Here is a 21,923-nt window from a genome sequence, read left to right as displayed (position 1 = left end):
TTGGCGTAAACTTTCTCGTAAGATTAAGTCAAAATTTTACTACCCATAGGTTTTAGCGCTCATCCATGTCCTAACCTAATGACATAGTGTTATGGATAAATTATTATGAGTTCGTCAGAGAAATTTCACAGCTTCGGAAACAACATCATCGTCGGTGTTTCCGGGACAGTATTAAACGATCAAGATAAACGCATCCTGAGCAAATTAAAACCCGTAGGAATTATCTTCTTCGCTAAAAACTTTCGCCAAGACACCCATTATGAAGACTGGTTAGAAACTTTCAAACAACTAACAGAACAAATCCGGGAATATACCGAACGGGAATCGATGTTAATGACCATCGATCATGAAGGAGGAAGGGTAGTTCGTACACCTTCACCAATTACTCGATTTCCCTATGCCTTTTTGCAAAGTAAAGCAGCAACAAAAATCGCCAAAGCAACAGCACTCGAACTAAAATCTTTAGGTATAAACCTATCTTGGGCTCCCGTTGCAGATATCTTTTCCAATCCCAATAACCCAATCATTGGACCCCGCGCCTTTAATACTACACCCGAAACAGCCGCAAAATCCGCCCGCGAATATTTTATTGGACTGAAAGAATCAGGAATCATCGCTTGTGCAAAGCATTTTCCCGGACATGGAGACACCAGCACCGATTCGCATTTAGAGCTACCAGTACTCAATCTGAGTTTAGAACAACTGAGAAACCGAGAACTAATTCCTTTTCAAGCTTTAATTGAAGCAGGAATTCCCACCATCATGACCGCTCATATTCTCTTCCCCCAAATAGATAAGGACGTACCTGCAACCTTATCTCAAAATATTTTGCGTAAAATACTTCGAGAAGAACTCGGCTTTGGAGGGGTTATTGTATCTGACGACCTAGATATGAACGCAGTCTCAGGTATGTATAAAAACAGCGGTACAGTAGCGCAAACATTTAACGCAGGTTGTGACTTATTAATAATATCAGGAAATCTTCCTGCATCATCCCCCGAAAAAATCTATGATGTTGCTGAAGATTTTGTTACTTCTCTGGAAAATGGTAGCTTAAACGAATCTGTAATTGCAGCAGCGAAAACCAGAATTGATAAATTGCTAGCGATCGCACTCCAATATACACCCAATATTCTTGATCGCAACACACTTTTGCAACACGCCGAACTCGCAATTTCTTGTGCTTATGGGGGATAGGGGATTGGCGTTAGCGGTAGCGTGACACGATAGTGTCATATAGGAATTAGCGACTAGGGATTAGGGATTGGCGATTTGGGATTGGGTTTATAAAACTGGTTAGGTACCTCAATCTAGTTCCCCCCTTTTCAAGGGGGTTAGGGGGGATCTGGATCAAATATTTAATTCCAAACCCTAATTGACTTGTTCCTTGTCTTTGGCAAGGAATACAGTATCCGAGGCTCCGCTTCCAGTGTATCTAAGAGGCAGAGCCTTAGACAACTGCTTATACCAATTCAATAAATTATTGCAACAGATTACTCTGTAGAGAGGCGACAGAGGCTAACGCCGACGCCGCAGGGTCTGTCGCCTCTCTACAAAAATTTATTTGTCTTATTATTTTTCCAAACTGGTATTACCAGTGGTCGATTGATAACAAGATCATCGGATTTTGTAGAGACGTTGCATGCAACGTCTCTACAGGGTTTAGCGAAACAACTAAGCTATCAAAACTAATCGCCTATCGCCAGTCGCCAATCGCCTAAAAACTCAAAGTAGTTCTCAGGGTTCCAATCACAATATCGTCGTTATCGCTATCGTGATCGGGAGCAGTTAACCAAATAACACCAGGAGTAATGCTGATGTTATCGTTAAGCCGATACTGATAAAACGCCTCTAAGTGAAGTGAAGTATCATTATTTTCATCTAAACCTTCGATACTAGAATCAGTAACTTTTGGCTCCATACCAACAACGATACCGCCTAGGTTGCCTTTTTTACCCAAGTCTGGGAAGCCTGCTGTAACAGCCCAGTTCCAAATATCGAGGCTACCGCGATCGGGGAAAGCTACAGAAGTAGAGAGGTTGCGAGCATTGGTATAACCAACCCAACCACCTAAAACAACATTTTTACTTACCTCGAAAGATGTTTGGAGACCGTAAGAATTACTAGATACTGGTGTATCTATAGTCTGAAAAGCACCCCCACCTAGTTCACGACGGAAGTTAGCTGCATTACTACCAGTAGTTAAAAACTGATTGTAAGCATTCACATAAGTTAAACCAACCTTGAAACGATCGCTTGGTTTAAAGGTAAGTTGTGCGATCGCACCATAATCCCCATTAAATAAACCACCATCTTCACCAGGATCGCTAGCTGTGGTTCCGATGTATCCCAAACTTACTTCTAAGTTTTCACCAAACTCGTGCTTAACTGCTAAACCAGCACCCTCTTCTACTTGATAATAGATAGGGTTACGAGTACCAAATGCTGAGATGGAACCACTTCCACCATCACCATCCAAAATATTTATTGTATCAACGAATTCATCAGGCTCAGCCCCAGTAGCAAAGGCATATACATCTGTGCTCTTCCCAAGAGGAAATTCGTAAAACAATGTACCTATTTCTACATCTGCACTAGGGTCGTCTTCAGTCGCAAATGATAAACCCCCTTCAAGAGTACCAATCTCAGGATTGACAGCGTTATTTGCTTCCAATCTGGTAACTAAAGAATCTTTCCCGGTAAAACTGGTAACTAAATCTAAGCGAACTCTCGCTCCGAGGGCTGCATTAGTATCTTCAACATCTTCACCGTTAACCTGATCGCTAGCTAACACGCTGGTTAATCCAGCAACAACTTCCCCTTCTAGTTTGGTGGTAGTAGAAAATTGATTTGCTTCTAATTCTGCAGTTCTAGCCTCTAAAGCATCTGTACGACCGCGTAGGGTCGCTAATTCCGCAGAAAATTCCTCCTGCAGTTTTTGTAAGGTTGCTAGATCGTCCCTAGTTACTAAGTCTGATGTTGCAGTGGCAATTAATTCATTAACTCTATCCAAACAAGCATTTAAACCAGCTGCAAACTCATAGCGGGTCAATGCTCGATTTCCACGATAGGTGCCGTTAGGATATCCGGCAATACAGCCGTAGCGTTCTACTAAAGATTGTAATGCTTGAAATGCCCAACTAGTTGTTTGTACGTCAGATAATTGAGAAACTGAGGTTACCTGCGCCATTTTCTTCTGTGGAGTAGGGGAAGCCATTGCATCAGTTTCAGCAAGAGCAGCCTTTCCACCAACAGACAACGCCCCAAAAGCCAGGGGACTAGCCAAAAGTAATTTAAAAAATATTTTTCTTTTATTCATTTTTCCTCACACTTGTTGCAACACGTACGGCTATACCTTCTTTTACATCAGCCAGTTCTCAAAAAAAGAGCGGCTAATGATGAAGATGTTACTCCACTGGCGTTATTATCAGACATCTTGGTTATTTGTTCCACCGGTTAAAAAAAAAGATTAATTGGGCTTTACAGAGATATTTATCAATAATCGTGTAAATTAGAACTTCCCAAGTTGGTCTGTGGAGAGGGATGTTTGGAAAATAAGGATACACCTATTACAAGGGATTCAACGGAAAAAATGTCAAAAATATTTGCCAAAAAAAATAATTAACCATGACAATTGACTGCACAACCGATTTCCGATTTGCGATAATAACTGTTAATTTTTAAGTTGTTGGGGTTGATCGCAAAAACTGCTAACAGCTCACTTGAAATGCTTTATATTTTTAAGACAATCCGAGAAGCGATTACCAATTGGTGGTCGGAATTCACCCTCCAGACAAAATTATTAGCTGCCGCAACTTTAATTGTGTCATTGGTCATGAGCGGTTTAACCTTTTGGGCTGTTAATACAATCCAACAGGATGCACGGCTCAATGATACTCGTTTCGGTCGCGATTTAGCATTATTACTGGCAGCTAATGTCGAACCTTTTATAGCCGATACTAATCTTACAGAGGTAGCAAAATTTTCTCAGCGTTTCTACAGTAGTACGTCTAGTATTCGCTACATGCTTTATGCAGATGAAGCTGGGAAAATTTATTTTGGTATTCCGTTTTGGGAACCAGAGGTGGAAAATTCCCTTACCATCCAGCGCAGAATCCAGCTACCTGAAGATTATGCATCTAATACGCGCAAACCATTTGTACGCCAACATCAGTCACCGGATGGAGAAGTTACTGATGTGTTTATTCCCCTCCGCGCCGATGGTAAATATTTGGGCGTTTTAGCAGTTGGGATTAATCCTAATCCTACGGCAGTTATTTCTACTAATTTTACTCGGGATGTCACCATTGCCGTATTTATCACTATTTGGGTGATGGTAATTTTAGCGGGGGTAATGAATGCCTTAACCATAACGAAGCCGATTAAGGAATTACTTGTAGGTGTAAGGCAAATTGCAGCAGGATATTTTAAACAGCGTATCGATCTACCCCATGGGGGGGAACTGGGAGAATTAATTTCCAGTTTTAATGAAATGGCTGAGCGTTTGGAAAGTTATGAAGAGCAAAATATTGAAGAACTTACCGCCGAAAAAGCTAAATTGGAAACCTTAGTTTCTACAATTGCTGATGGTGCAGTATTAATTGACAATGACATGCAAGTGGTTTTGGTCAATCCCACAGCAAAGCATATTTTTAATTGGGATGACGTTGAAGTTATTGGTAACAATGTTTTGCACCACCTTCCCACAGCGCTCCAAACCCAAATTACCCGCCATCTTTACCAAATGGCTGCGGGAGAATGTGAAAGTGCTGAATTTCGCATTCCCCTCAATGAACCGAGTAAACGCACTATTCGCATTCTTCTCACCACGGTTCTCAACCAACCACGGGAAAGTATTAAAGGTATAGCCATTACTGTGCAAGACATTACCCGTGAAGTGGAACTTAACGAAGCCAAAAGTCAATTTATTAGTAACGTATCCCACGAATTGCGGACTCCTTTATTTAACATTAAATCCTTCATTGAGACATTGCATGAATATGGTGAAGAATTAGGAGCGCAACAACGTCAAGAATTCTTGGAAACTGTTAACCACGAAACTGATAGACTCACCCGTTTAGTTAATGATGTATTAGATTTATCGAAACTAGAATCCGGGCGTACTTATAGTTTAGATGCTGTTGAATTGGGACAAGCGATCGAGCAAACTTTGCGGACTTATAAACTTAATGCCAAAGATAAAGGAATAGAAATTATTCAGGATGTCGCTGCACATCTACCATTAGTTAAAGGTCACTACGATTTATTGTTACAAGTGCTAGCTAATTTGGTAGGTAATTCCCTGAAATTTACTCCTGCTGGTGGTAAAGTAGTTCTCCGCGCTTATCCCGTTAGACCAAGTTCTCATTCTCAAACCGAAGCATCACAAGTTCGGCTCGAAATTTCTGATACTGGTATTGGTATTGCACCAGAAGACCAACAAGCCATTTTTGATCGCTTCTTCCGAGTGGAAAATCGCGTTCACACCCTTGAAGGTACTGGTTTAGGGCTATCAATTGTGAGAAATATCATTGAAAAGCACCACAGTAAAATGAATTTAGTTAGTGAAGTCGGTGTAGGGACAACGTTTTGGTTCGATCTAGAAGTGTACAGGTGAATTTTAAAGATAACTTTTAATCAACCTTTATTTACCAACCAAAATCAAGAGCAAACTTGTCACATAGTCCTGTAAAACGACGCTGGATAAAAGTAAGGAATGAGAACTTAATAACCTGTAATTCTGAAATTTGGAATGGTGTGTTACGCAATGCTAACAGCACCTTACTTTTGTACTTTATTTAATCCACATTCCTAAGTAAAGTAGATCTAAAAAATCAAAAACTAAGTGTGAGATTATTACACGCCTGACTCCTGACTCCTAACTCATTACTCATTACTTCTTACTTATCACTCCTATCTCCCATATTCTGCGATAAAATCTTTAAATAAATATTTGAACATTAATTCCAAATATCAGCGTACTTAGCGACTGAATCACAAAATACTGAAAATTTATATGTGAAGTATTACTCAGAGCTAAAAACAAAGAAGAAACTAGCCAAAATAAAAATATTCGTGCATTAGTCCATACTTAACCTCTAATTTACAAGGTTTGCACGTCATTTCTAAGGTTATTCCAACAAACCAGTCTTGTTGGATGTGGCAATGATAACTCTTTGTGTCCTGAAGTGAGTCAATAATTTTTTTGAGCTTTTTTGGAATTTTCGTTCAATAATTTCACAAATCGATTATCTAAATGAATACACAAGAAGTATTTTATGAATTTAACAGAAGAGCTACAAAACTATCGCAATCAATTTTTAACCAAAGTTTCTGAAGAAGTCCGAGCTACTATGAGTCAAGCAACTCAAGACTTAGCAAGTTCAGGGATCGCAGGTAGTACTTTAAAAGTTGGAGACAAAATTCCTGAATTTTCCCTACCCAACGCAACAGGTAAGAGAGTTGATTTACAAAAACTACTTCAATTAGGCCCAGTAGTAATCTCTTTCTACCGAGGTAAATGGTGTCCCTATTGTAACTTAGAGCTACGGGCTTTTCAGAAAAAATTACCAGAAATTCAGGCTTTAGGGGCTTCTCTAGTCGCAATTTCACCCCAAACCCCCGATAACTCTCTATCTACTGTTGAAAAAAATGAGTTATCCTTTGAAGTCTTAAGCGATGTAGGAAATCAAGTCGCCAGACAATTTGGTCTAATATTTACTCTTCCAAAAGAATTACGCCCAATTTATGAAACATTTGGTATCGACCTTCCCGCACATAATGGCGACAAAAAATTTGAATTACCCATAGCAGCAAGCTATGTTATTGCACCTGATGGTACAATAGTTCTCTCTTTTGTTAATGCTGATTACACCCAACGGCTAGAACCACAAGAAGTTCTTAAGACTCTGCAGAAAATGAATAATTAACTGAAACTAAACAGATTATCCCAAATCTCTCAGCCAATTTTCACTTACTCATAAGTATATCCTCAGAGTCATAAGCAGTACTATTAATTAAGAAAAGATAAAGAAATAGTTTTGTGCTTATGACTATAAGTTTTATTACTCAATAATTTGTAACTGTTATGTCCAGCCAAAATTAAACTTAGATCTCTGTCAGCCTATAATTTTCAGGAATGAGATTTTTCCAGGAGTTAGATTTTTCCTAGATTTAATCTTGTCAGGAATCCTAACTAAATGTAATTGTAATTCATAAAAAGTAATATTGTTTTTGTAAAAATTAATAGGTTTGCAATTACCACTCCAGAATATTTAAAGAAATATTTAGGAAAATTTTTGTATCTTAACCACATTTCTCAGCTAGACTTTAATAAGTACTTAGACAAAACTAAATATATATTTGTTGCGATTGAACTAGCGTTAGTGCTTACAAGGAGTGCTTAAGGCTTAGGGGAGGCGGTTATTCCAACCGCATGGAGCAAAATCTAACCTAATCTATACCCTCTGCGTCTAACCTTACAAAAACTGCGTAAAAGCCTTATATTAATATTATTCATAGTAATAATACTTATATACTAATAGAAAGTACTCACTCTAGCATTTGTAACAAAATAAATATTTTTGTCCCCTACTTAAATACCCAAGCTCAATACTATAATGAGTGGAAAGCACAATTCTTTGAACTGTAAAGTGGTGAGATTATTTCAAAGCTGGATAATAACTAGTTTTGTTTGATTGTATCTGATTTACTCAGTAATTAAAGGTATACGTAGTTGTTTACTCATCCAGAAAATCATCTGGTGGATATTTTTCCTGAATAACTACTAAAGCAACCCAATAAAACTTAGAATAACCCATTGCAACCATCAGAAAGGCTTGTTATACTGTTGTTCTATTGTAAGCTATTATTTCGGCATCTAATTCTATGTGTTGCCAATAGTTAGATGTCTGCAAAATATTAACAGTGTTATATACTTGTATTGTATTGACATCTGCCGCCTAGTTCGATTAGCAAATAAAAAAGTCAGGAGTAATAAAATGAACCGTACTTTAAGTAAAATCTCGTATAACAAGAATAGCGATTTAGAAATAAAATTTCAATTAGTAAAAGAGATTCTCAAGCGACCAACTGAAGGTAGGAAACTGAGTGGTGCTGACTTGAGTGGAGTCGAACTCAATGGTGCAGACCTTAGTAGCGCTGACCTGAGCGGTGCTGACTTGAGTGGCGCGAACCTAAACGGTGCGAACTTGATCCACGCTAACCTCTGGGGTGTAAACTTCAATGGCGTCAGAATTAATTTTGCAACAAAAATCGATAGTAAATGGCGTCTAGTATGGCAAATTGTCAATACTAAGGCTTATGGACGAGATCTAAGTGGTGAGAACCTAATAGAAGCTAATCTTGCTGGCGCGTATCTTTATTATTCTGACCTAAGAGGAGCCTTTCTCAATGGTGCAAATTTTGCAAAAACCAATCTCCAAGAAGCAAAACTGAGAGGGGCAACTCTTACGGATGTCAACCTCAATAGTGCGGATCTTAGGTATGCGGATCTGAGAGATACAAACCTAAGTCGAGTAGATCTCAGAGGAGCAAATCTTAGAGGTGCGGACTTTACCGGAGCTAACATGACAGGGGCAAATCTGGATTACGCTTCTGTTAAAAATGCAAGATTTGGTAACAATCAAGGAATGTCTCAAGAAATGAGATGTGACTTAATTGCTCACAAAGCAATATTTGTGACCCAAGGTAATGCTGGAGAAGATATTCTCCATAGCTCTATTCCTTTAGAAGTAAGGTCTGAGACTCCTGTTGCTGTTGGCTAAAAGGTCTTCTGCACTGAGATAAAAAATGTGTACTGTTTAATGGCGGTATGATTAATTTTTAAACCCAAAATTGCGAGACAACACAATTCAAAGTCTCTCGATTTTGGGTTATTTAGAGGCAATATGGAAGGAGGAAGGAGTAACATTACTCATTACTCATAATTCTCCGATCGCATCAATAATTTGTTGTGAAAGATTAAGGAGTCGAAGGGGTTTAGTGAAAATTGCTGCGACATCCAATCCTGCAAAACTTTCTTCTACAGAATATTTAGACTTAGCAGTCATCATAATTACGGGAATATTTTCGGTCTTGGGGCTAGACTTTAATTTTTGTAGCGTTGCTTTACCGTCCAGATCCGGCATCATTAGATCCAATAAAATGACGTCAGGTTGTTGACTTGCAGCCACATCAATAGCTTCTGCTCCAGAGGTTGCATTAATAACATTCCAACCTCCATTCATTTCTAAGCCTAACTGAATTAGCGCCCGGACATCTTCTTCATCATCAACTACTAAAATAGATTTTGTCATGGTGGTTGGGGATTGGGGATTTGCGTTAGCGCAGCGTGGCGTTAGCCATATAGGGATTGGGGACTGATAACTGATAACTTCATCACCCAGTCGCTAGTCCCCAGTCCCCAATTCCTTACTAAGCGGTAACTGAACATAAAAAGTACTTCCTTCACCTAGAGAACTTTCAACCCAGATACGTCCGTTGTGTTGCTCAACTATAGTACGACAAATGGGAAGTCCCAAGCCTGTACCTCCTTTAGCGCGAGAGTCGGAAGCATCTACCTGTTGGAAACGTTCAAAGATTAGTTGTAATTTGTCTTGGGGAATTCCCCGTCCTCGATCCTGAACTTCAATTTGCAGATACTCGCAATTCACACTGCTACGCAACCAAACAGTTTCTCCGGGTTCGGAAAACTTAATTGCATTACTTAATAGGTTTGTTAGGGTTTGCAAGATCCGATCTGGATCTGCATGAATTTGAACTGATGTAGGCTCCACGGAAAGATTTACTTGGGCGGAATCCGCCATTGCTTGCATTGCTTGTGTTGCCTCATTCAACAACTTATCTGCTTGACATTCAATATAGCGCATGGCTATTTTACCCGATTTAATTCGCTCTAGATCGAGAATGTCATTGACCAAACGAATCAAACGTTCCATATTATTGGTCGCAATATTAATGGTTTGCTGACCCAGTTCAGTTAAAGTTCCCAATTTTTGGGTTCCTAAGAGGTCTAATGCGCCAATAATAGAATTCATCGGTGTGCGTAGTTCGTGACTAACGAGGGAGATAAATTCATCTTCCATGCGTTTACGCTCGGTAATATCATTGATGATGCTTAAAGTACATTGAACGCCAGCAAGTTCAATTAATTCGGTAGAAATCAAGACTACTCTGGGTTGACCTTCCTTGGTATAAATTTCATATTCTTTATTATGTAAAGAACCATTTTCAAGTAAATATTGAACTGCACTATCGTATATCTCTGGAGTAAGGGAAGGATTTAACTCGGCGATGGTTCTACCAATAACTTCGGTTTGAGAATAACCGGTTAACTTTAAAAAACTGGGATTTATATCTAAAAAGCGACCCTCTGTAAGAGTTGCGATCGCAATTGGATTGGGACTATAACGAAAAATAACTCCAAATTTTTCTTCTGCGGCGGTACGTTCTACAATTTCTTGCTGTAATTGCTTATTTTGAGCCTGGAGTTGTTTTTGGAGATTACAAATAGTTAGGTGTGTTTCTAAACGAGCTAAAACCTCTTCTACTTGAAATGGTTTAGTAATATAATCTACACCGCCAACCTCAAAGGCTGTAACTTTATCTAGAAGTTCCCCTAATGCACTAATGAAAATAACCGGGATATCGTGGGTACGTTGGTCAGCTTTGAGACGTTTACAGACTTCATAACCATCCATTTCTGGCATTTTAACGTCCAGCAAAATTAAATCCGGGGGTGCGGCTTGAGCGCCTCTTAAACCCGTGGAGGGCTTGGTTACACTACGAACTTTATACCCTTTATCTTTAAGGATTTGTGACAGCAGCGCCAAATTTTCTGGAGTATCATCAATTACTAAAATATCCGCTTTGGGGGTAGCAATTGGAGAGTTAGACATTTTCATGACCCCCGCTTAGTTCAAGAATTGCATCAAAGTCATAGTTTTGGAGCAAATTTGTTAACTCTTTAGCCAAGGCTACATATTCTTGGGGAATTTGTCTAATTAAGCGAGAAATTAAGTCAGCATCAGCTTCAATTCCTGCTTGATATAGAGCTGCAATCCATTCTGGGGGCATAATTTTCAGACTGTTATTGGTCAAAGATTTGGATTTATAAACCTTTGATAGTTGACTATTTGTCTGATCTGTAAATTCATTGTTCGGAGTATTATCGAGGGAATCAAATTCAATAAAAAAGCAAAAAACACTACCAGAATTTGGAGTACTACTTACTTCTAATTCTCCCCCCATTAATTGAACAAATTGTTTGCTAATTGCTAGCCCCATACCTGCACCTCCTCCTGCTTTCAGACCACAACTGGTTTGAACGAAGGGTTGGAATAGTTTATCCATTTCTTCCCTTGCAATTCCTAAACCGGTATCGGAAATTTCAAAATGTAGATAATGGGGAAATTGGGGAAATGGAGAATATAAAGTAGATTTGAGAGTAGAGTTCCCTGAGGAGATCGGAAATATTTCTGATGTTAGTCGAGCACCATTAATAGGTAACTGACAACTATTAGCTGTTAGTTGGTTACTAGCTGTTGATTGTGAAGGTGAGGTGCTAGTCATAAATTGACAACTAACCTTTAATTTGACAATTCCAGAATGGGTAAATTTGATGGCATTATCTAATAGATGAATTAAAACTTGGCGAAGTTTAGTTTCATCGGCGATGATGTGTTGAGGTAAGTTAGAGGCTAAGTCAAATTGAAGAGACAAATGTTTGACTTTTGCTTTTGCTTGGAAGGATTCCCATAAATCTTTCAGTAATTGATGGAAATCAAAAGGAATTGGCTGCAATACAGTTTCCTGGGTTTCAATTTTAGAGATTTCCAATACTTCTTCTACTGATTTTAATAGGCGTTTGCCACTACGGTTAACGATCGCCAAAGCTTCTTTTTGTTGATTGTTAAGGCTTGGATCCTGTCCCATCAAATCGGAAAAACCAAGAATTGCATTGAGGGGTGTGCGCAATTCATGGCTCATATTAGCTAAGAATCTGCTTTTAGCAAGGTTTGCAGCTTCTGCTTTATTTTTTGCTGCTTGTAATAGAGATAATTGTTGTTTTTCCTGCTCTAAAAGTTTAGCTTGACCTAAAGCTATACCTACCTGAGCTGCAACTGCTTCTAAAAATTTGATTTCTTCTTCTGTCCAATGACGAATGCGATCGCACTGATGTAAAACAATAACCCCGTTAGCTTTTCCTTGATAAGAGGTACGAACAACCAGAAGAGATTTGAGTTGTAACTGGCGACAAATATCTTCAACTGGTTGCAAAAGCGGTTCTTGATAAACATCATCAGTATAAACTGCCGTATCTTGCACCAAAACTTTTTGCACGTGGGGGTTACCATCAATGGGAATTTCTATTCCCAACATGGATGAGTAATTATCCAAACGATACTCAGCAACTAAAGGTACCTTTGGTTCTGGGGAATCAATATAAGTATGAATATGACAGCGACTAACGTTAAAAATTTTCCCAACTTGATTTACTGTTGTTTGAAAAATTTGCAGACTGTCTAAGTTATTACGGATTTTTTGAGTAATTTCATTTAATAAAGCATAGCGCTCAACTTGTTTTGCTAAAGCAGTTTCTACATTTTTGCGTTCTAGCTCTGCTCCTGCTCTAGCAGCAAAAATTTTCAATATTAATTCTTCTGTATTGTTATTTCTAGAATTATTATTTCCAGATAGTGGTTTTGTATCTACTACCCCAATGTGACCGATAATTTTTCCCTGTTGGTCAAATACAGGTGTAGCAATATAACTTTCAGCATTTAAGGCTTGTAAAACGGGAACGTCTGGACAGTAAGTTTGTACTGAGTGGGGATATCGGAGGGTTTCACCATTCAGAACTCTTTCACAGGGGGTTCCAGGAATATCGTATTCAAAGTTTTCCGCAAAATCTTCTCCACCCCAAACAGCTAAGGTACGTACTTTATCTTTACTATCTGGAGAAAATTCAGCAATTAAAGCATAACGAGCTTGGAGTACTTCAGCTAAACAACGAACGCAGGAGCGAAAAAATTCGCTACCGATTTTGGTACTCGTTCCTTCGACAATGAATTGTAGTGCTTCTTCCCGTTGTTTACGTCCTGTGACATCTCGAAAATTCCAAATTCTTCCGTAGTATTCTCCTGTCTCTGATTTAACCGGACTGGAATAACGATCGAAAATTCTGCCATCTTTTAAATAAATTTCATCCTGACTGATTTCGTTGGGGTTTTCATACAGGTAATTTACTTTACTTAAAAATTCCTCTGGCTTGGAAACTTGAGATACTGCGTAGGTGAGTAAGTGGTGACAATTACCTTGATTAACAATTTCTTTTGGTATTTGCCATAGTTCGCAAAAACGTCGATTATAGGAGACTACTTGGCGATTTTCATCTATAACCAAAATTCCATCAATTGAAGCCTCTTGCTGTGCTTTTAGTAAAGCAATATTACGCTTCAGAAGTGTGGCACATTTATTATTCTGATTTTTTTGTTCATCATTCATACTTAATAAAATGTATAAAATTAATCTTAAAGTTTTAAGGTGTTAATTTAAGTATCTTGAGTTGAAACATCTTGGGTTCAAAATATCTTGAACCTAAATCGATCGCTTGAGAGTTTGATACAGCAAATGTATATTTTTCCCATCTTTGGGATATTCCGCAACCGACCAATTACACGGAACTTGAAATCTATTTCCATCTGGTGATGTAAATATCTGTTGTCGCAACACAGCAAGGATTTCGCCAAGTCTTTCTGTAGCTTGTATTTTATTTAACCCTGGCATCCCAACTATAAATTCTCCATTACCCCAATATCCTAAAACTTCTCTGCTGCGAAAAACTGATTTAATTAGGCGTCCCCATTTTTGTAATACTCGATCGCTAATAGGGTGACCGTATTGAAAATTTAGTCGATTTAGCTCAGCGATACTCAACATTGCCAGACACATGCTATTTCCATTGTGGGGAAGTCTTGCAAATAAGTGATTTAATTCTTGAGTTGATTCAGTATAATTACTAATACCTGTTTGGGGATCTTTAGTGGAAAGAGTTTGTAGTAACCGACTTCTTTCTAAACGATTGTTAATCCTAGTTAAGAGTTCTGGTCCTATAACTGGCTTATTAATAAAATCATCAGCCCCTGCTGCAAATACTTGACGAACTGTTTCTGGTTCGGAATGAGAAGTAAGAAATAAAACAGGTAATCCTTGCCAACGCCGATCTGTGCGCACTGCTTGACAAAGCTCTACACCTCCAATTTCTGGCATTTCTACATCTAAAATCAATAAATCGGGAGATACAGACTCAAGGGTGTTCCAAAAATGTTGGGGATTTTCCAACCCTGTAATTTCCATTCCCCAAGGTTCCAAGAGAGATTTTACAGTTGATAGAAATATGGGATCGTCGTCTACAACTAAAATTTTGATTGTGGAAGAATAATTACTAGATAATAATTGATACGCAACTTCCCAAATTTGACTTGCTTCTGTTGGTTTAACTAAAAAACCACATCCCCCAGCTTGAGCAACACTCACTCGGTTTTCTAAGTTATCAATTGCACTGATGACTATTGTCGATACGGAGGGAGTGCGCTTTGCTAAAGCCCCGATCAATGCTAAGCTTTCACGCCACTGATTTACAGTATCTATGGTTAATACAACCAATTCTGGGGAATAAGTTTTTAACCATTTCTTCGCTACTTGAATATCTTTAAAATGGTAACAACTCGTACCAGTGGAATGGGCTAATTGTATGAGTTGAGAGCCGAGTTGCACATCTGGACCGATGAGAAGCAAACGTGCTTGTTCATTTGTGGAAGAAGAAAAAGATAAATTAGTTTCAGAAAGTTTTGAATCTGTAGTCTTGGAGCTTTTATTGGTTGAAATATTATTTGTTGAGCTATTATGTGTCGAGCTATTATCTCTGAAACTATGATTTTTTGAGCTTTTAAGTTCTGAACTGGTAGCTGTTGATTCAGATAAAGCCAAAATTTCCCCTAATTCTCGTATCAAGGATGGTAGCGTATGTTGAATTGGGGAATTTTGTTCGAGCAAAAGTAGCTCAATTTCTTTGGCTAACTTACTTCCATCAAATCGCTCAAACATACCCAAAACTCCTGCGAGTTTATGAGCTTCTCGTTTTGCTGACTGTCGTAAATCCTCTGAAAGGTTTTCTTCTTCGATCGCTGTTGCTGCTGTTTGCAATACTGAGAGTCTCTTAACCATCAAACCTTGGTATTGCTCCCACATATTTTCTACAGCCCCTTGATATTTTGTCTCTAAGGTTTTATCTTCTAAAGACCGAGAATCCTGTTGGGGAAGAGCAACAGTTTGAGAGTTTTCAAAGTTCGTTGTTTTGGAAGTATCGATTTGGAAATTATTGACCTGATAATTTATTGCTTCAGTAGTATTGACTTGAGAACTCGTTATTGTGGGACTAGTTTTTTGAGGACTAGTATCTTGAGAGTTAGTACCTTGAGAGTTAGTATCTTGAGAGTTAGTTTCTGGGGAAGTACGTGACGAAACAATGTCTGGGTTAAGTCTGTATCCCAAACCATAAATATTTTCAATCCAACTTGCAGCACCTGCTTTCTTTAACTTTTGGCGCAAACCTTTAATGTGTGCTTTAACGCTATCTTCCAAAGGGGGATCGTCAAAAGTCCAAAGATGCTCTACTATCTGAGAGCGGCTATAAACCCGAGATGGGTTGCGTAAGAATAATTCTAATAAATTGTATTCCTTGGGTGTCAGTCTTATAAGCTTACCAGCATATGTAACCTGGCAACTATTAGGATCTAAACAGAGTTCTCCGATTTCTAAAACCGAACTGGGTGTAACTTCTCCTCGTCTTAACAAAGCCCTGATTCTAGCGTGAAGCTCGCTTAATTCGAAAGGTTTGGTTAAGTAATCATCAGCACCTGCATCTAAACCACGAATTCTATCTGCGATCGCATGTTTTGCAGTCATCAAAAGAATCGGTACGGAATAACTTTCAGATCGCAACTGCTGACATAGGGTAATACCATCAAGTGAGGGTAATCCCACATCCATTAAGATTAGTTCGTAGTTTCCAGTTTGGGCATACTCTAAACCATTTTTCCCATCATAAACTGCGTCTACAACATATTTATGGTGAGTCAAAGATTTTAACAACACATCCGCTAAAACTTCGTCATCTTCAAGTAATAGAATTCGCATTGTTACATCGCCCGTTTCTGAACTAAATATTACTTTTCAAATAAAGGAAGATTACCGCTATGCGGAAGTTAAACGTCAAAATATGTCTTGCGGACATGCTTTGCTAACAAAACAGACCGCGTCCTTACGGACGTTAACGCAGTACAGCAAAAAGTTTATAGATTAAGCTTTTTAGCCATTTAAAATGGTCGGTCTATTTATTTAAGCTTTAGTTTACTAGAGACTTGGTTCCAATCTTACTGCGATTTGCTCAAGTTTGACTTTGATAAGAGTAAAATTTGAAAACAACAGTAAAGTAAAAGAAGAAAGTAAAAGGGTTAAGTGAATCCCTTTTATCTTTCTTAGATACCCTAAATAATTGGAAAAAATCTAATCTATTTTTAAATTATTGGATAATCGGGAAGAAATAGAGAAGAATTAATCGTTACAGGATAAAAAATAGTGCTACGCGGAAGTCATTGGTATCAGCTTTCTCGTAAGAGTCAGTCAAAAGTTTACTAGTCTTAGGTTTGAGGGTTAACCTATGTCCTTACCTAATTACATGTGTGAAATTATTTGCATCATTGTATTTGTCTGGGATAATCAACTGGAAAAATTATAAAAATCGATTTGAATGACCAATCCTCAAACTGAATTTGACTCACCTTGGAAAGAGATTTTACAACTATATTATGAAGAATTCATGTTATTCTTCTTCCCTGAGGCACATAGGGAAATTGATTGGTCGCGAGAACCAGAATTTTTAGACCAAGAACTACAGCAAGTTATTCGAGATGCGGAGTTAGGAAAACGACTGGTTGATAAGTTGGTAAAAATTTATCGCGTTGGTGGAGAAGAATCTTGGATACTTATACATTTGGAAGTCCAAGCACAGGAAGAATCTGATTTTGCCAAACGGATGTACAGTTATAACTACCGCATATTTGATAGGTATAATCGCCCGGTAGCATCGATCGCTGTTTTGGGAGATGAAGGTATTAACTGGCGACCAAAGCAATTTGGCTATGATTTGTTTGGTTGTCGAGTTGATTTTCAGTTTCCAATTGTTAAATTGTTAGAATATAAGCACAGACAAGCTGATTTGGAAGTAAGTCGTAACCCTTTCGCAACAGTAGTCATGGCTCACCTAGTTGCTTTAGAAACTCGTAGCAATCGCTTGAAACGCAAAGAGCAAAAGTTAGCTTTGGTCAGAAAGTTGTACGAACAGGGTTTTCGACGGGAAGAGGTAATTAATTTACTGGCTTTTATCGATTGGATGTTGACGTTACCATCTGAACTAGAACGAGAATTTAAGTATGAATTGGAACAGTTAGAGGTGGAAAGAAAAATGCGTTACGTTACCAGCTTTGAGCGACTTGGAATTGAGAAAGGAATTGAGAAAGGAATTGAGAAAGGATTAATCAAAGGAATTGCTTTGGGATTAAAACTTAAATTTGGAGAATCGGGTCAAAGTTTATTACCGGAAATCGAGTCGATTCAGGACGTCGAAAAGTTATCTGCTGTTTTAGAAGCGATAGAAACTGTAGATTCGCTAGATGAGCTAAGGAAGGTTTATCAGTCAGCAAGCGAGTAGTTCTAGTTGTAAATTCTTATGGACTTCCAAAATTAGGATTTCCGACATTAGAATTTCTAAATTTAATTGCTAGAGTAGGGTGTGTTAGGCGTCAGCCGTAACGCACCGAAAAAAATATAATCTTGTTATCTGAAATTTACGATTTTTGCGCCAACCTGTGGGTGTTGAAAATGGGTTGCTAAATTTAGTGGCTGAAACGCTTGCTCTGTATGCTTTTGAGCGATTTTTGGTTGGAATGAGGTTGGCGCAACGCTTGAAAGCTTTGATTTGCAAGGGTTGTAGCGATTTTTCTGGAGGTCGTACTTGACAAGCAATCGGCTGAAACAGTATTTTAAGTTTGATTGGCGCAAATGTACCTTGAAAACTACATATAGCAAGGCTTCTATTTTGAGCGATTGCAATTAACATTAATCCCTATTAGGGATTGAAAGATAAGGTTTTGGGTTGACGTACTTCTTTCGATGCCGATTGCAATTAACATTAATCCCTATTAGGGATTGAAACTTAGATGGCAACGAGCCAGACTGCTTCCTGACTATAAAATTGTAATTAACATTAATCCCTATTAGGGATTGAAACCTGTGATTCGATTCTCCATTTCCGCGAATACTATATTGCAATTAACATTAATCCCTATTAGGGATTGAAACTTAAATTTAACTTCTTTAAGTTGTTCTAATTCAGATTGCAATTAACATTAATCCCTATTAGGGATTGAAACGCTAGCTTAAAAAATATAGAAAATAAAAAGCAAGGATTGCAATTAACATTAATCCCTATTAGGGATTGAAACATAGAACATCAAGCTGTTAATCCAAATTTCTGGTGATTGCAATTAAAATTATCCCTATCAGGGATTGAAAAATCCCCCAAAATAGGGGGACTTAAGGAACTTTAAATTAATCTGCTCCTTCTATCGGTGCAAAACCTTGACGTTGAATATTCTCCGTAATCGTACGTGGTTCGAGGAATTGTAACAAATAATCTGGACCGCCAGCTTTAAAACCAACACCAGAAAGTTTAAACCCACCAAAGGGCTGTCGCGATACTATCGCCCCAGTAGTATTACGGTTAATATACAAATTACCGACTTCAAAATCTTCCTCTGCTTGCTCAATATGGGAAGGAGTACGAGAATAAAGCCCGCCAGTTAAAGCATAATTAGTATTATTTGCAACTTCTAATCCTTGCTGAAAATCTTTAACTTTAATTACCGCTACCACCGGACCAAAAATTTCTTCCTGAGCTATTACCGCATCCGGTGTAACATCTGCAAAGATTACTGGACCGACAAAATAACCACCTTCCGGTGCTGACATTTCCAAAGCAACCCGTGCTTCGGCTTTACCCTTAACAATATATTCGCGGATTCTAGATTGGGCTGTAGCATCAATCACTGGTACAACTTGAGTTGAAGGTAATTCCGATTTACCAATATTTAAGGATTTTGTTGCTTCGACAAACCTTTCCAAAAAACTATCGTAAACACTTTCTAAAACTACCACTCGGGAACATGCAGAACACTTTTGTCCACTATACCCAAAGGCTGACATGACAATTCCGTCCACAGCTTGATCCAAATCAGCACTTTCATCGACTATGACCGCATTTTTACCGCCCATCTCCGCAATTACCCGCTTTAAGTGCTTTTGTCCCGATCGCAAAATAGCCGCATCTGCATAAATTCGACAACCAACTTCTTGGGAACCTGTAAAAGCAATAATATGGGTTTCGGGATGATTCACTAAGTAGGAACCAACTACGGAACCTTTACCCGGTACATATTGAAATACACCTTGAGGAATTCCTGCTTCTACCAAAACTTCTGCAATTTTTGCTGCAATTACTGAAGATGTCTCCGCAGGTTTAAGTAAGGTACAGTTACCAGTAACCAAAGCTGCAACTGTCATTCCTGTCGCGATCGCAATTGGATAATTCCAAGGTGAAATTACAACTGCAATTCCCCGTGGTTGGTAAACACAACGATTTGTCTCGCCGGAAATATCATAGTTATAACCCCGATCTAAACGCTCCATTTCGTCAGCGTAGTAACGACAAAAGTCGATCGCTTCGCTAACTTCTGCATCTGCTTCCTTGAGGGCTTTTCCTACTTCAAATACTACCCAAGCAGCTAATTCGGCGCGACGTTGTTCCATTAAATCTGCAGCTTTGCGTAAAATTCCCGCACGTTCTTTTACAGGGGTTTTTCGCCAACCGGGAAAGGCTTTTTTTGCAGCTTGAATGGCGGTTTCGGCTTGGTCTACACTGATAAGTCCGATTTTACCTACAACCTCATTATAATTTGAGGGGTTCAGGGAATTTACAAAATTCTCAGTATTAACATATTCGCCATTAATCAAAGGTAAATATGTTTTACCGAGTTGTTGACGAACAGTTGTGATTGCATTTTGGGCAATATTTCTTGCTTCTTCCTTAGCATAATCGGTATCAGCAGCACCGGGAAAACCACCTGTAATGGGAGCAGCAACACTAGAATTACCATTCTCATTTGCTTTTCCGTTACTTTCCCTTATTTCTCCTTTCTGTTTGGGAACCGGTGGAGCTAATAACTCCTCAGGGGGACGATCCTCCATATTTTGCCGCAGGAAGGAACTATTAGCAGTATTTTCTAAGAGACGACGAATTAAATACGCCATTCCCGGTAACAATTTACCGTAAGGACAGTAAACTCTTGTCCGATAACCCTTATCAGCTAAAGTTGCAGCAATTTTATCCCCCATACCATAGAGGACTTGCATTTCAAAGGAACGAGGAGGAACATTTAAACTTTCAGCAATTGCGATCGCGCGGGAAAGGGATCTAATATTATGGCTACCAATTGCAGCATAAACGTATTGATGATTCTCTAACAATAATTGAGTTATAAATTCAAAATTAATATCCGTTGCAGCCTTATCGTTATAAACCGGTATGTCCCAATGTTTTTGTGTCGCTTTGATAGTTTCTTGATCCCAATACGCACCTTTAACCAAACGGATATTAATCGGATAACCCCGCTCTTTAGCCCAGTTAATTAAGTCTTGAGCATCCTCTTTACTGTCATGCAAATAGGCTTGCACTGTCATACCAATATCTGTACGTTGTCTAAATTCATCCTCCATTAATAGTTTTTTCAAAATCTTGAAAGTTATATCTTTGTAGATATACTGTTCCATATCAAAATGGACTGCAACTCCTAACTCTTGGGCGCGATTTAGTAGAGTGCGAATGCGTGAAGTAACCTGTTCCTCACTTCCTTGTTCATCGAGGGGATCGAACTGGGAATAAAAAGCTGTTAATTTAACCGAAACTTGAACTTTTGGTAATTGTTCTCCATTAGCTTCGTCAATTAATGTTACAGTTTTCCAACTTTTAGCAGCTTCTGCTAACTGTTCCATTAACTTCAAATAGCTTTCTAAATAAGCTTGAGCCTCTATCTCTGTAATCACCGCTTCACCGAGTAGATCCACGGTAAAAGCCATTTTATCCTTGCGCAATCTTTCAATGGTTTTGAGAGCTTGTTTGATATTTTCTCCAGAAATATATTTTTGAGCCAAAGTTTCTACTGCTTTAGAAACAGTCGTAGCTGTAATTTGTCCTGGAGGTGATTCGGGGCTAGCAAAATTGAGCATCCCTTTAAGTGCTGAGGGTAGCTCCACAGACTCATCACTTAGATACTCTTGTAAATGTCTCGCAATTTCCGGTTTACTTTGTAGTGCTGGGAGGGTATCAATGAAACGAAATAACTGTACCCGCAATCCAGGATTACTCATAGCCCATGCAAGGATTTTATCATCCCAACGCATGCGATCGCGCAAAGAAGAAAATATGGAACCGCCTTCTTTTTGCGCAGTTAAAAGTTGTCTAGCTATTTCCTGGGTCTTAGCTTCGTAGATATCTTGATTTGCTTGTGCAACCACTGGTGGTAGACTCCTTATAAAATATCAAGTTTTCCTGAGAAAACCTATGTATCTATTGTGGCGCTTGGATTCTATTACCACCATATTCGTCAGGAAATTTTATAATGTTTTGGGGGTTGGAGATTGGGTGGGGATTGGCGTTAGCGGAAGCGTGGCGTATGACTGGCGTCACGCTCCGCTAAGAGCCATAAGCACTGCGTCATATGGGG

At 38.7% G+C, this 21,923-nt stretch carries 11 protein-coding genes and 1 CRISPR repeat array; of the genes, 5 read left to right on the top strand and 6 right to left on the bottom strand.

Going from position 1 to position 21,923, the window contains the following annotated elements; all coding sequences use genetic code 11:
* The first annotated feature begins 105 nt into the window (after positions 1-105).
* Complete coding sequence (gene nagZ, locus QNJ50_RS06575; protein WP_300633370.1) at positions 106-1,197, top strand: beta-N-acetylhexosaminidase; 1,092 nt, start codon at positions 106-108, stop codon at positions 1,195-1,197.
* A gap of 520 nt (positions 1,198-1,717) precedes the next feature.
* On the opposite strand, the gene QNJ50_RS06570 is transcribed toward nagZ, so the two are convergent.
* Positions 1,718-3,319 (bottom strand): iron uptake porin, encoded by a 1,602-nt coding sequence (locus QNJ50_RS06570; RefSeq protein ID WP_300633369.1) that lies wholly within the window; start codon positions 3,317-3,319, stop codon positions 1,718-1,720.
* A 408-nt stretch (positions 3,320-3,727) separates the two neighbouring features.
* On the opposite strand from QNJ50_RS06570, the gene nblS reads away from it, so the two are divergent.
* From nblS to QNJ50_RS06555, 3 genes are all read left to right on the top strand, one after another.
* The gene (gene nblS / locus QNJ50_RS06565) at positions 3,728-5,617 is read left to right on the top strand and encodes a two-component system sensor histidine kinase NblS (RefSeq protein ID WP_300633367.1); all 1,890 of its coding nucleotides are present in this window, start codon (positions 3,728-3,730) and stop codon (positions 5,615-5,617) included.
* A gap of 661 nt (positions 5,618-6,278) precedes the next feature.
* On the top strand, positions 6,279-6,929 hold the full coding sequence (locus tag QNJ50_RS06560; protein WP_300633366.1) for a peroxiredoxin-like family protein: 651 nt from the start codon (positions 6,279-6,281) through the stop codon (positions 6,927-6,929).
* Positions 6,930-8,000: 1,071 nt separating this feature from the next.
* Positions 8,001-8,786, top strand: coding sequence for a pentapeptide repeat-containing protein (locus QNJ50_RS06555; RefSeq protein ID WP_300633364.1), 786 nt, complete (start codon positions 8,001-8,003; stop codon positions 8,784-8,786).
* A gap of 156 nt (positions 8,787-8,942) precedes the next feature.
* On the opposite strand, the gene QNJ50_RS06550 is transcribed toward QNJ50_RS06555, so the two are convergent.
* From QNJ50_RS06550 to QNJ50_RS06535, 4 genes are all read right to left on the bottom strand, one after another.
* The gene (locus QNJ50_RS06550; protein ID WP_300633362.1) at positions 8,943-9,317 is read right to left on the bottom strand and encodes a response regulator; all 375 of its coding nucleotides are present in this window, start codon (positions 9,315-9,317) and stop codon (positions 8,943-8,945) included.
* A 93-nt stretch (positions 9,318-9,410) separates the two neighbouring features.
* The gene (locus tag QNJ50_RS06545; RefSeq protein ID WP_300633361.1) at positions 9,411-10,919 is read right to left on the bottom strand and encodes an ATP-binding protein; all 1,509 of its coding nucleotides are present in this window, start codon (positions 10,917-10,919) and stop codon (positions 9,411-9,413) included.
* Complete coding sequence (locus QNJ50_RS06540) at positions 10,912-13,527, bottom strand: GAF domain-containing protein (RefSeq protein WP_300633360.1); 2,616 nt, start codon at positions 13,525-13,527, stop codon at positions 10,912-10,914. The genes QNJ50_RS06545 and QNJ50_RS06540 overlap by 8 nt, the downstream gene beginning before the upstream one ends.
* Positions 13,528-13,620: 93 nt before the next feature.
* Positions 13,621-16,221 (bottom strand): response regulator, encoded by a 2,601-nt coding sequence (locus QNJ50_RS06535; RefSeq protein ID WP_300633359.1) that lies wholly within the window; start codon positions 16,219-16,221, stop codon positions 13,621-13,623.
* 613 nt (positions 16,222-16,834) lie between these two features.
* Between QNJ50_RS06535 and QNJ50_RS06530 the strand changes: the two genes are divergently transcribed.
* On the top strand, positions 16,835-17,794 hold the full coding sequence (locus QNJ50_RS06530) for a cytosolic protein (RefSeq protein ID WP_300633358.1): 960 nt from the start codon (positions 16,835-16,837) through the stop codon (positions 17,792-17,794).
* A gap of 394 nt (positions 17,795-18,188) precedes the next feature.
* Positions 18,189-18,657: direct repeats of the CRISPR family, unit length 31 nt; unit sequence AATTAACATTAATCCCTATTAGGGATTGAAA.
* Positions 18,658-18,693: 36 nt separating this feature from the next.
* Here the strand turns inward: QNJ50_RS06530 and pruA are convergent.
* The gene (gene pruA, locus QNJ50_RS06525; RefSeq protein ID WP_300633357.1) at positions 18,694-21,714 is read right to left on the bottom strand and encodes an L-glutamate gamma-semialdehyde dehydrogenase; all 3,021 of its coding nucleotides are present in this window, start codon (positions 21,712-21,714) and stop codon (positions 18,694-18,696) included.
* Positions 21,715-21,923 lie beyond the last annotated feature (209 nt).

Source organism: Mastigocoleus sp. MO_188.B34, from assembly GCF_030065675.1.
Taxonomy (GTDB): domain Bacteria; phylum Cyanobacteriota; class Cyanobacteriia; order Cyanobacteriales; family Nostocaceae; genus Mastigocoleus.
Note: the sequence above shows the minus strand (reverse complement) of the source record. Positions and strands in the feature narration are given on the sequence as shown.